Source organism: Lactococcus fujiensis JCM 16395 (assembly GCF_002441655.1).
GTDB lineage: Bacteria > Bacillota > Bacilli > Lactobacillales > Streptococcaceae > Lactococcus > Lactococcus fujiensis.
This window is the reverse complement of sequence record NZ_JXJU01000004.1, coordinates 12,868-25,642: the sequence shown is the minus strand read 5'-3', so window position 1 is coordinate 25,642 and position 12,775 is coordinate 12,868. Positions and strand designations below refer to the sequence as shown.

The following is a 12,775-nucleotide window of genomic DNA, read 5'->3' as shown; positions in this document are numbered from 1 at the left end:
AGAAAATATAAATAATGGAGACTATTATGACAAAAGTTCAAGACAACCTTTTTGAAGCCGTCAATAAAGAGTGGCTCGAAACAACCGAAATCCCTGCTGATAAGCCTAGAATTTCAGCATTTGATGAATTAGTTCTCGAAATCGAAAAAAATTTAACTAAAGATTTGACTGATTTGTCAATTCATTTTCCAACGCAGAATTCTGAATTACTTGAAGCCATTAAATTTTATGTGAAAGCTGGACAATGGGAAAAACGGAATTCAGATGATTTTTCAGCTGTCATAAATGAATTGAAAAAAATTATAGACTTAAAAGACTTCGAGGATTTTAAGGCTCACGTTTCTGATTTAATTCTACATTCACAAGCCGCATTACCATTCACTTTGGCGATTGAATCTGATATGAAAGATGCCATTCATCACGCCCTTGTTCTGACTGGCCCAGGTCTTATCTTACCAGACACTACCTATTATGAGGAAGGACATCCACGTAAAGCTGAACTCCTCGATTTTTGGCAAACGAACTCGGCTGAAATTCTTTCGGCATTCGGAGTAGAAAACGCAGAACAAATAGCAGAAAACGCTGTGAAATTCGATGCCCTGCTTGTTCCGTCAGCCAATACTTCAGAAGAATGGGCTAAGTATGCAGAATTGTATCACCCTGTCAGCAGTGCTGAATTTGTCGGTCACCTTGAAAGTCTTGATTTTGTTTCAGTCATTGAAAACTTAATCCATGAATTGCCTGAAAAAGTAATCGTCTTTGAAGAACGCTTCTATGAACAATTTAATCATCTTGTTAATGAAACAAATTGGACATTAATTAAAGCATGGATGTTGGCTAAAGCAGCACGTAAAGCAACGACTTATTTGTCTGAAGATTTACGAGTAAAAGGATCTGCTTTCAGTCGTAAACTATCCAATGTTGCAGAGCCTCGCAAGCAAGAGAAGCATCAACTCGATGTTGCTGAGAGCTATTTTAGTCAAGTGATTGGCCTTTACTACGGTAAAAAATATTTTGGTGATGAGGCCAAGGCCGATGTAAAAAATATGACTGATAAAATGATTAAAGTTTATCAAAACCGCCTCCGTACAAATACCTGGCTTAGTGAAGGTACACGTCAAAAGGCGATTGAAAAGCTGGACGCAATTACGGTCAATATCGCTTACCCCGACCAACTGCCTGAATACTACAGTCGCTTGAAAACAACCGACGGAACGCTCTACGAAGATGCCGTGAAATTTGATGAAATATTAACAGCCCGTCATTATGAAAAGTATGCTGAAGAAGTGGACAAGAAAGAATGGCAAATGCCAGCACATATGGTAAATGCCTATTATACGTCTGATTCAAACTCTATATTCTTCCCAGCGGCCATTTTGCAAGCCCCATTTTATAGTTTGGAACAATCGACATCACAAAATTATGGTGGAATCGGTGCAGTTATAGCTCATGAAATTTCTCATGCTTTTGATAATAATGGGGCTCAATTCGACAAATTTGGGAACTTGAATCGTTGGTGGACCGATGAAGATTATGCTGCATTTGAAAAGAAACAAGATGAAATGATTGCTGAATTTGATGGTGTTGAAACTGCTGCCGGAAAAGCAAATGGAAAATTAATTGTTTCAGAAAATATTGCTGATCAAGGTGGAATTACCGCAGCCCTGACCGCCGCAAAAGAAGAGGCAGATGTCAACCTTGAAGATTTCTTTAGTCAATGGGCAAGAATTTGGCGAAATAAAGCAAGTCTTGAATTCCAACAAATGCTTTTGTCGATGGATGTCCATGCACCTGCCGAACTCCGTGCCAACATTCCACCAACTAATCTTGAAGAATTTTATGAAATATTTGACGTGGTCAGTACAGACAAAATGTATCGCGCACCTGAAAATCGCGTCAAGATATGGTAAAAGACTACAATCAATTAAAGCCCGAAACTCAGAAAATCATCCAGGAAATCAGGTTAATCCCATACGGTCAATTTTCATCCTACCGTGATATTGCCTTGCGAGCTGGTCTAATCAATGGTGCCAGACAAGTTGCCAGAGCCTTGCATGGTCTTTCTGACACGTATGAACTTCCTTGGTGGCGAGTGATCAGAGCGGATGGACGAATTGGCTTGACAGGAGCTGGTAAGGTCGAACAAATTCGCTTGCTTTGCCTTGAAGGGGTTGAAGTTTCAGATACCGGTAAGATCAACATAAAAAGAGCTGACTTTTAGTCAGCTTTTTTGAATAAAATTGAAGGATAACAAAGCATAAAGGTTGATTAAAATTCAGGAAATTTTTGAAATTCATTAGGTAAAATTGGAAAAAGTTATAAGCAAGAACCTTGTCATTATTGACAATTCGTGCTATAATAGGAGTTAATGGTTTGTCAGCAAAACCCAAAGGATCTCTTGTCCCTGCGGGTCTTGTAAGCAGCGAAAAACGACAGTTTCTCGTTGCTTTTTTGGCGTTTTTTTACAAGAAAATCCTGAAATGTTGTTAAAAAGACAAACTACTGACTTTTCAGAATTTTTAATGTAAATCTCATCAAAATCTCAAACTAAACTTATTTAACACTACAGGAGGTTTTAACAAATTTGTTAAATACCTCATGCAGATAATCAATAGAGGAGAAACAACTTGGCAGGACATGACGTACAATACGGTAAGCACCGTACAAGACGCAGTTTTTCACGCATCAAAGAAGTAATCGGATTGCCAAATCTGATTGAAGTTCAAACTTCAAGTTATCAAAACTTTCTCGACACTGGCCTCGCAGATGTATTCAAAGAGATGTTCCCAATCGACAACTTTGCTGGAACAATGGAACTTGAGTTCGTAGGCTACGAAATGAAGACACCAAAATACACTGTTGAAGAAGCTCGCGCACATGATGCCAACTATTCAGCACCTATTTATGTAACTTTCCGTCTCGTGAATAAAGAAACTGGCGAATTGAAAACTCAAGAAGTTTTCTTCGGAGATTTCCCACTAATGACTGAAATGGGTACATTTATCAATAATGGTTCTGAACGTTTAATCGTCAGCCAATTGGTCCGTAGCCCGGGTTCATATTTCCATCTTAAAACAGACAAAAACGGTCTTGAAAGCTATGGACATACAACCATCCCTAACCGTGGTGCTTGGTTTGAACTTGATACAGACGCTAAAGGCGTGGGTTACGTTCGTATTGACCGGACACGTAAATTAACATTCACAACAATGGTACGTGCGCTTGGTTTTGGTTCAGACGAAGAAATTCGTGAACTTTTTGGTGAGAGTGAATTACTCGAAACAACTTTGAGCAAGGATGTTCACAAAAACCCTTCGGACACACGTGTAGAAGAAGCCCTTAAAGATATTTATGACCGTTTGCGTCCAGGTGAACCAAAAACAGCTGATAGTTCACGTGGCCTTTTGATGGCACGTTTCTTCGATCCACGTCGCTATGACTTCGCACCTGTTGGACGTTATAAATTCAACAAAAAGTTGGCACTCAAAAATCGTTTGCTTAATTTGACACTTGCTGAACCAATTGTTGACCCAGAAACAGGAGAAATCCTTGTTGAATCTGATACAGTTGTGACACGTGATGTATTGAATATCATTGAACCATTGCTCGACAATGGTTACGGAATGACTGTCTTCCAACCTTCAGATGATGCTGTAATTCCAGAACCAATCGAAATTCAAACACTTAAAGTTTATTCTCCAAACAATCCAGAGCGTATCATTACTTTGATGTCGAATGGACAAATTGCACCAGAAGACCGTGTCTTGAAACCTGCTGATGTTATTGCAAACATCAATTACTGGCTTGGTCTTTTCGAAGGAATTGGGAAAGTTGATGATATCGACCACCTCGGAAACCGTCGTATTCGCTCAGTCGGCGAACTTTTGCAAAACCAAGTTCGTATCGGACTTTCTCGTATGGAACGTGTCATTCGTGAACGGATGTCATCAACTGAAAATGAAAACATCACACCTCAAGGGTTGATAAATATTCGTCCAGTGACAGCTTCAATCAAAGAATTCTTCGGTTCTTCTCAACTTTCACAGTTCATGGACCAACATAATCCTTTGTCTGAACTTTCACATAAACGTCGTTTCTCTGCCTTAGGCCCTGGTGGTATTTCACGTGACCGCGCGTCATATGAAGTTCGTGACGTTCACTACACTCACTATGGTCGGATGTGCCCAATTGAAACCCCTGAAGGTCCAAATATCGGGTTGATTAATAACTTGTCTACTTATGCCAAAATCAACGAATATGGATTCATCATGTCTCCTTTCCGTCGTGTTGACCGCGCAACAGGGCATGTTACCTCAGAAGTGGAATATTTGACTGCTGATGAAGAAGACAACTATACAGTTGCGCAAGCCAACTCTCGCTTAACTGACGATAATCGTTTTGAATCAGAAACAGTAATGGCCCGTCACCAAGGGAACAATATTGAAGTTGAATCTTCAAGTATTGATTATATGGATGTTTCACCTAAGCAGGTAGTTGCGACTGCTGCTGCTTGTATTCCATTCTTGGAAAATGATGACTCAAACCGTGCACTTATGGGTGCCAACATGCAACGTCAAGCTGTACCTTTAATTGATCCACACAGTCCTTGGGTCGGTACAGGTATGGAATATCAAATTGCCCATGACTCAGGTGCTGCAAGTATCGCTAAGCATGATGGAATCGTCGAATATGTTGACGGAAACGAAGTACGTATCCGTCGCACATCAGGCGAACTTGACATCTACAATGTTACTAAATATCAACGTTCTAACTCTGGTACATCGTACAATCAACGTCCACTCGTCAAATTGGGTGATAAAGTTGAAAAAGATGACGTCGTTATCAACGGTCCTTCGATGGAAAATGGCGAATTAGCATTGGGTAACAACCCACTTATCGCTTATATGACTTGGGAAGGTTATAACTTTGAAGATGCCGTCATCATGTCAGAACGGATGGTCAAAGATGACGTTTATACATCAGTTGCCATTGAAGAATACGAATCAGAAACACGTGATACAAAACTTGGCCCTGAAGAAATCACACGCGAAATTCCAAACGTCGGGGATGAAGCAATCAAAAACCTCGACGAAGACGGAATTATCCGCATTGGTGCTGAGGTTAAAGATGGCGACATTCTTGTTGGTAAAGTAACACCTAAAGGTGAGACTGACCCAACACCAGAAGAACGTTTGCTCCGTGCAATCTTTGGTGAAAAAGCACGTGAAGTTCGTGATACCTCACTTCGTGTTCCTCACGGCGGTGGCGGAATCGTTCACCAAGTTCACGTCTTTACTCGCGACAATGGTGACGAATTGCCTTCAGGTGTAAATACACTTGTCCGCGTCTTTATTGCTCAAAAACGTAAGATTCGTGTCGGTGATAAAATGTCTGGACGACATGGTAATAAAGGTGTCGTTTCAAACATCGTTCCTGTTGAAGATATGCCTTATTTACCAGATGGAACACCTATTGATATCATGCTGAATCCACTTGGTGTGCCTTCACGTATGAATATTGGACAAGTTAAAGAACTCCACTTAGGTATGGCTGCACGTCAACTTGGATTACATATTGCAACACCAGTCTTTGATGGTGCATCCGATGACGAAATTTGGGATACTGTTAAAGAAGCTGGACTAGCAACCGATGCAAAAACTGTCCTCTATGACGGTCGTACTGGTGAACCATTTGATAACCGTATTTCTGTCGGTGTCATGTATATGATTAAACTTCACCATATGGTTGATGATAAACTTCATGCTCGTTCAGTAGGTCCTTATTCACTTGTTACACAACAACCACTCGGTGGGAAAGCTCAGTTTGGTGGACAACGTTTCGGAGAAATGGAAGTATGGGCCCTTGAAGCTTATGGTGCATCCAACGTCCTTCAAGAAATTTTGACCTATAAATCAGATGACGTTATTGGACGTACACGTGCTTACGAAGCCATCGTTAAAGGCGAACGTATCCCTCGTCCAGGTCTTCCAGAATCATTCCGCGTATTGGTTAAAGAATTACAATCCCTCGGACTTGATATGATTGTCCTTGATGCGGATCACAATACCATTGACTTGCGTGAATTGGATGAAGATATGGATAATCGTCAAATTGAACCTGATGTAACCCCTGAAATGCTTGAAGAACAAGAAACAATTGTTGCTGAAGCTGAAGAAAAAGAACAAACTTTGATTGATACTGATAAAGCAAATTAATCTTGTTTTGAGAACATTTAATTTTAAGAAGTATCATATTTTATAAGAAGTGGAGAAAAAATTGGTCGATGTAAATAAATTTGAGAGTATGCGAATTGGTATCGCATCTCCCCAAAAAATTCGTTATTGGTCATTTGGTGAAGTAAAAAAACCAGAAACAATCAATTATCGAACACAAAAACCAGAACGTGAAGGACTTTTCGACGAAAGAATTTTCGGCCCACAAAAAGACTGGGAATGTGCTTGTGGAAAACTTAAAGGCGTCTTCTACAAAAATCAAGTTTGTGAACTTTGTGGCGTTCAAGTAACAACTGCCAAATCACGTCGTGAACGAATGGGTCACATTGAACTTGCTGCCCCAATTTCACACATTTGGTATTTTAAAGGTATTCCATCACGGATGGGCCTTGCTTTGGACATGAGCCCACGTGCACTTGAAGAAATTATTTATTTCGCAAGTTATGTGGTTATTGATCCTAAAGAAACAGATCTTGAAAAGAAACAACTCCTGACAGAACGCGAATATCGTGAACAACTCTTAAAGAATGGTTTTGGTTCATTCGTTGCTAAAATGGGTGCCGAAGCAATTCAAGACTTGTTGAATGATGTTGATTTGGACAAAGAAATTGCTGAACTTAAGGAAGAACTTAAGGCCATTTCAGGACAACGTCGTGTCAAAGTGATTCGTCGTTTGGATGTTTTATCAGCATTCCGTAAGTCTGGAAATCAACTTTCTTGGATGGTCCTTAATGTCCTTCCAGTAATTCCACCAGATTTACGTCCTATGGTTCAATTAGACGGTGGGCGTTTTGCAACATCTGACTTGAATGATTTGTATCGTCGTGTCATCAACCGTAATAATCGTTTGAAACGTTTGATGGAACTCAACGCGCCAAATATTATTGTCCAAAATGAAAAACGTATGCTTCAAGAAGCTGTTGATACATTGATTGACAATGGTCGTCGTGGTCGTCCTATTACTGGGGCATCCAACCGTCCGTTGAAATCATTGTCTCATATGCTTAAAGGGAAACAAGGGCGTTTTCGTCAAAACTTGCTTGGTAAACGTGTTGACTACTCAGGTCGTTCAGTTATTGCCGTAGGTCCTACCCTTAAGACTTATCAAATGGGACTTCCACGTGAAATGGCAATTGAATTGTTTAAACCTTTCGTTATGTCAGAACTTGTGAAACGTGAGTTGGCTGCAAACATTCGTGCGGCTAAACGTAAAGTTGAACGCCAAGACTTTGAAGTTTGGGATGTCCTTGAAGATATCGTTAAAGAACACCCTGTTCTTTTGAACCGGGCACCTACACTTCACCGTTTGGGTATCCAAGCCTATGAACCTGTGCTTATTGATGGTAAAGCAATGCGTCTTCACCCACTGGCCTGTGAAGCCTTCAACGCCGATTTCGATGGGGACCAAATGGCTATTCACTTGCCATTGTCTGAAGAAGCACAAGCTGAAGCTCGTTTGTTGATGCTTGGTGCAGAACACATTTTGAACCCTAAAGATGGTAAACCAGTTGTTACTCCTTCACAAGATATGGTTCTTGGTAATTATTACATTACTATGGAACAAAACGATCGTGAAGGCGAAGGAATGATCTTCTCTAACGCTGAGGAAGTGGAAATTGCACGTACCAATGGTATCGTTCATTTGCACACACGTATCGGTATTTTAGCTAGTGCTTTGGAACGTCCTTGGACTGAATTCCAAAAAGATAAAATCTTGGTTACTACCGTCGGAAAAGTATTGTTCAACAATATTATTCCTGTTGGTATGCCATACATTAATGAACCAACAGATGACAACTTGACTTCTCAAACAGATGACCGTTTCTTCATGGGCGCTGGTGAGGACATCTCTAAATTCCTTGAAAACTTGCCAACTGTCTTGCCATTCAAGAAAAAATATTTAGGTAAGATTATCGCGGAAGTATTTAAACGTTATGGAACAACTGCAACATCAATGTTCCTTGATGAATTGAAGAACCTTGGTTACCATCAATCAACGCTTGCTGGTTTGACTGTTGGTATCGCCGATATTCCTACGGTTGATAAGAAACCAGAAATCATCGAAGCAGCTCATGCCAAGGTAGCCCAAATCACTAAACAATTCCGTCGTGGTTTGATTACTGATGATGAGCGTTATACTCACGTCTGTGACGTTTGGCGTGATGCAAAAGAAGAACTTGAAAAAGAACTTATTGCTCACCAAGATATTTCTAACCCAATTGTCATGATGATGGACTCTGGTGCCCGTGGTAATATTTCAAACTTCTCTCAACTTTCAGGGATGCGTGGATTGATGGCAGCTCCTAATGGTAAAACAATGGAACTTCCCGTTATTTCAAACTTCCGTGAAGGTTTGACGGTACAAGAAATGTTCTTCTCAACCCATGGTGCCCGTAAAGGGATGACCGATACGGCCCTTAAGACAGCCGAATCTGGTTACTTAACTCGTCGTTTGGTTGACGTTGCACAAGATGTTATCATTCGTGAAGAAGATTGTGGAACAGACCGAGGACTTTTGGTTCGCGAAATCGCCAATGGTAAAGAAATGATCGAACCTTTGTTTGAACGTTTAGTTGGTCGTTACACGAAGAAAACAGTTTTCCATCCAGAAACTGGAGAAGTTATTTTAGCTGAAAATCAATTGATTTCAGAAGAATTAGCTAATACCATTGTTAATGCTGGCGTTAAAGAAGTGACAATTCGTTCAATCTTTACATGTAAAACACCACATGGTGTATGTAAACATTGTTACGGTATGGATATGGCGACTGGAGGAACCGTTGAGGTTGGTGAAGCAGTAGGTATTGTCGCTGCCCAAGCCATCGGTGAACCTGGTACCCAACTTACAATGCGTAACTTCCACTTTGGTGGTGTTGCTGGTAATGCGGATATCACTCAAGGGCTTCCACGTGTCCAAGAAATTTTTGAAGCACGTAACCCTAAAGGGGAAGCTACAATCACTGAAGTGACAGGTATTGTTCAAGCATTTGCTGATGATCCTGCTACACGTACACGTGAAATCACGATTAAGGGTGAAACAGATACACGTTCATATGTTGTCCCAATGTCTTCACCACTTAAAGTTGAAGAAGGTGAATTTATTCACCGTGGAGCACCACTTGTAGATGGTTCAATTGAGCCTAAACACTTGCTCCAAGTTCGTGATGTTTTATCTGTTGAAACTTATCTCCTTGCGGAAGTTCAAAAGACTTACCGTGGTCAAGGGGTTGAAATCGGCGATAAGCATATCGAAGTAATGGTTCGCCAAATGTTGCGTAAAGTTCGTGTCATGGATAATGGATCAACTGATGTACTTCCTGGAACATTGATGGATATTGATGACTTTGAAAAGAATAATGAGTCTGCATTGTTGAGTGGCGAAATGCCTGCAACTGCACGTCCTGTTTTGATGGGGATTACTAAAGCCTCACTTGAAACGAATTCATTCTTGTCAGCAGCATCCTTCCAAGAAACAACTCGTGTCCTTACTGACGCCGCTATTCGTGGTAAAGAAGACCACTTGCTCGGTTTGAAAGAAAATGTCATTATCGGTAAGATTATTCCTGCTGGTACTGGTATGGCCCGTTACCGAAACTTGGAACCTTTGTCAGACTTGACAAATGCACCAGAAGAAAAAAAAGAAGAAGCAGTTACACTTGCTGAAACTGTTGTTAAAAAATAAAAATATAAAAAACGAGTAGAAATACTCGTTTTTTTTCATGCCCAAAAGTGATAATAACGTATGTGATCAAAATGAGGGGAGCCTTTTTTGACAAGAAGTGAGCTGAAAGGACCACAAGAATGAGGCGAGCAATAAATCAGTTGAGGGTCAAATGAGCTGAGAGGCCACTAAATCTGTCTTGCCATCTGGATCAAATTTTATGATTTTTTTTCTAAAAATTCAATTTGGTTTGACCGCGTCTGATAAGATGGATATAACATTCGCCTTTATTAATTGTTTTTTCAAAGGCACTAAAATTTTACTTTAATTTTTCTTCAAAGTAAAAAAAAATGATTAGTAAATAATCGTTCTTTTTTCTGTACTTAATTTTAATGGTTCATTAGCATTGATTTCACTCGATTCACCATCAATTTGAACAGGCTGATTTTCTTCCGTTTTGACAATAAATTGTTTAGAAATAAGATGTGTAAAGCCTGGATGATTCAAATGAGTTCCCTTTAAAACTTTTGGAATGACAGGGAAGATTTTGCGCATCGGAAGGCGATTGAATTCGACCAGATGGATTTCATCATTAAGATTTGATGCCGTGGGGGAAATTTTGACACCTCCTCCAAAGAAGGAATGTTTTGTAAAAGTCATCAGAAATGCCCGTTGGAATTTAATTTTTTGAGACAGAATTTTATCAGATGTCAAATCTGATGCCATCGATTCAATCGTGACAGAGAAGGGCTTTTTAGTGAAAAGAACATGAAGTGCAGTCATTAGATAAGCTAATTGACCTAATTTTATTTTATTGAGCCAAATTTTTAACTTACCACGATTAGCAGATTTCACAATTTGAGCATCTAAGCCAATTCCAATGTTGTTTAGAGCAAAACCAGAAAGATTTTTCGATTCATATTTTAAAACATATATTTCATGAAGATGCCCATTTTCAATGGCTTTAAAGGCACATATAGGATCATGTTCAAGGGATAAAGAACGAGCAAAATCATTTCCAGAGCCAGCCGGAAGATAGGCAAAAGGAACATCCGCTGGCAAAGCAGACATGGCCAATGAAATTGTTCCATCTCCACCAATGATCAAGATAACGTCATCTGGACTTTTGAGGCTTAATATGTCATAAATCAACTCTGACTCTTGTCCACTTTTTGTCGTTGTAAAAAGTTGAAAATCAACTTGATTTTCTTTAAAATATGAGAGGAGTAGATCGAGACTGTGCGCGCCTTTTTTAGCGCCAGAATTTGGGTTGGCAAGGATGAAATAGGTCATGCTCCTATTCTATCAAAAAAAGGAGCCAGAGTTAAAAATAAAACACAATGAAAATCATTTTATAAAACCATAATTTGCATTTTTATGCAAAATAGATTATAATTATACTGATTAATTCTTATGAAATATTTTAATTGACTTAATAAAAGAAAAGAGAAAATTTATGAGCTGGAGTTTCCTTCCTGAATATTTACCATACTTTAACGATGGTATGGTCTTCACACTGATTATTTCATTATTTGTCGTCCTTTTTGGGACAATAATTGGGGTGCTCGTTGCCTTAGGGAAAATGTCAAAAATTGCGCCTTTACGTTGGATATTGAATGCCTATATTGAAATTTTTCGTGATACGCCAATGTTGGTGCAAATTATGGTCGGTTATGCGATCATGGGAGGGGCAAACTGGCCAACGGTTCATGTTGGAATTTTAGCTGAAGATTTGGGACGATTGATTCCAGGGATTATCATTATTTCACTTAATTCAGGTGCATACATGGCTGAGATTGTACGTGCTGGAATTGAAGCCGTTCCTGCTGGACAACGTGAGGCTGCTTATTCATTAGGGATTCGTCCATCACAAGCGATGTGGAACGTTATTTTACCTCAAGCCGTCCGCAATATTTTGCCCGCTGTTGGTAATGAATTTATTACGATCATTAAAGACTCATCATTGTTATATACCATTGGCGTTATGGAAGTCTTTAATGGCGCATTAACAGTCGGCACAATGACTTATCAAACTTTGTCACCAATGCTCTTTGCATCACTTTATTACTTCGTTGTATGTTTTGCACTCAGCCGCTTGTTGGCACGTTTTGAAAAGAAACTTGGAAGGGGCTATGCAAAATGAGCGAAAATTTAATTGAAATTAAAAATCTACACAAAAGTTTTGGAAAAAATGAAGTCTTAAAGGGTTTGGATATTCAAATCAAGCAAGGTGAAGTTGTGGTCATGATTGGGCCATCTGGATCTGGTAAATCAACATTTTTGCGAACCATGAATTTATTGGAAACACCAACAAAGGGTGAAGTCTATTTTGAAGGTGTCAATATTGCAGACAAATCCGTCGATGTCTTCAAGCATCGTGAAAAAATGGGCATGGTTTTCCAACAATTCAATCTTTTTCCCAATATGACTGTTTTGGAAAATCTTATTTTGGCACCCACTAAAACGGGTAAATTGAGCAAAGCCGCAGCAGAAGAAAAAGCGAACGAACTCTTAACGCGTGTTGGTTTGGAAGATAAAGCAGATGCTTATCCGCAAAGTCTTTCAGGTGGACAACAACAACGTGTTGCCATTGCACGCGCATTGACGATGACACCGGATGTCATGTTATTTGATGAGCCCACTTCCGCACTAGATCCTGAGATGGTTGGTGAAGTCTTAAATGTAATGCAAGAGTTAGCACATGAAGGAATGACCATGGTTGTAGTAACGCATGAAATGGGCTTCGCCAAAAATGTGGCCGACCGTGTTTTATTCATGGCTGACGGCGTTATTGTCGAAGAGGGTAAACCTGAGCAAGTTTTTGATCATCCAAAAGAAGCGAGAACGCAAGATTTCTTGGCTAAAGTACTATAAAATAAGA

7 protein-coding genes are annotated in these 12,775 nt (G+C 39.7%); 6 read left to right on the top strand and 1 reads right to left on the bottom strand.

Annotation, left to right across the window (positions count from 1 at the left end):
• The first annotated feature begins 26 nt into the window (after nucleotides 1-26).
• From pepO to rpoC, 4 genes are all read left to right on the top strand, one after another.
• Nucleotides 27-1,910 (top strand): endopeptidase PepO, encoded by a 1,884-nt coding sequence (gene pepO, locus RT41_RS04090; protein ID WP_096817663.1) that lies wholly within the window; start codon nucleotides 27-29, stop codon nucleotides 1,908-1,910.
• On the top strand, nucleotides 1,904-2,221 hold the full coding sequence (locus RT41_RS04085; protein ID WP_054639751.1) for an MGMT family protein: 318 nt from the start codon (nucleotides 1,904-1,906) through the stop codon (nucleotides 2,219-2,221). Before pepO ends, RT41_RS04085 begins: the two co-directional genes overlap by 7 nt.
• A gap of 406 nt (nucleotides 2,222-2,627) precedes the next feature.
• Nucleotides 2,628-6,215, top strand: coding sequence for a DNA-directed RNA polymerase subunit beta (gene rpoB, locus RT41_RS04080; RefSeq protein WP_096817661.1), 3,588 nt, complete (start codon nucleotides 2,628-2,630; stop codon nucleotides 6,213-6,215).
• A gap of 61 nt (nucleotides 6,216-6,276) precedes the next feature.
• The gene (gene rpoC, locus RT41_RS04075; protein ID WP_180752678.1) at nucleotides 6,277-9,915 is read left to right on the top strand and encodes a DNA-directed RNA polymerase subunit beta'; all 3,639 of its coding nucleotides are present in this window, start codon (nucleotides 6,277-6,279) and stop codon (nucleotides 9,913-9,915) included.
• A gap of 333 nt (nucleotides 9,916-10,248) precedes the next feature.
• Here rpoC and RT41_RS04070 read toward each other — a convergent pair whose 3' ends face one another.
• Nucleotides 10,249-11,187, bottom strand: coding sequence for a diacylglycerol/lipid kinase family protein (locus tag RT41_RS04070; protein ID WP_096817660.1), 939 nt, complete (start codon nucleotides 11,185-11,187; stop codon nucleotides 10,249-10,251).
• A gap of 163 nt (nucleotides 11,188-11,350) precedes the next feature.
• Between RT41_RS04070 and RT41_RS04065 the strand changes: the two genes are divergently transcribed.
• Together RT41_RS04065 and RT41_RS04060 are read left to right on the top strand one after the other, a co-directional pair.
• Nucleotides 11,351-12,037, top strand: coding sequence for an amino acid ABC transporter permease (locus RT41_RS04065; protein ID WP_054639752.1), 687 nt, complete (start codon nucleotides 11,351-11,353; stop codon nucleotides 12,035-12,037).
• A complete protein-coding gene (locus RT41_RS04060; RefSeq protein ID WP_096817659.1) occupies nucleotides 12,034-12,768 on the top strand; it encodes an amino acid ABC transporter ATP-binding protein in 735 nt (244 codons plus the stop codon). The genes RT41_RS04065 and RT41_RS04060 overlap by 4 nt, the downstream gene beginning before the upstream one ends.
• Nucleotides 12,769-12,775 lie beyond the last annotated feature (7 nt).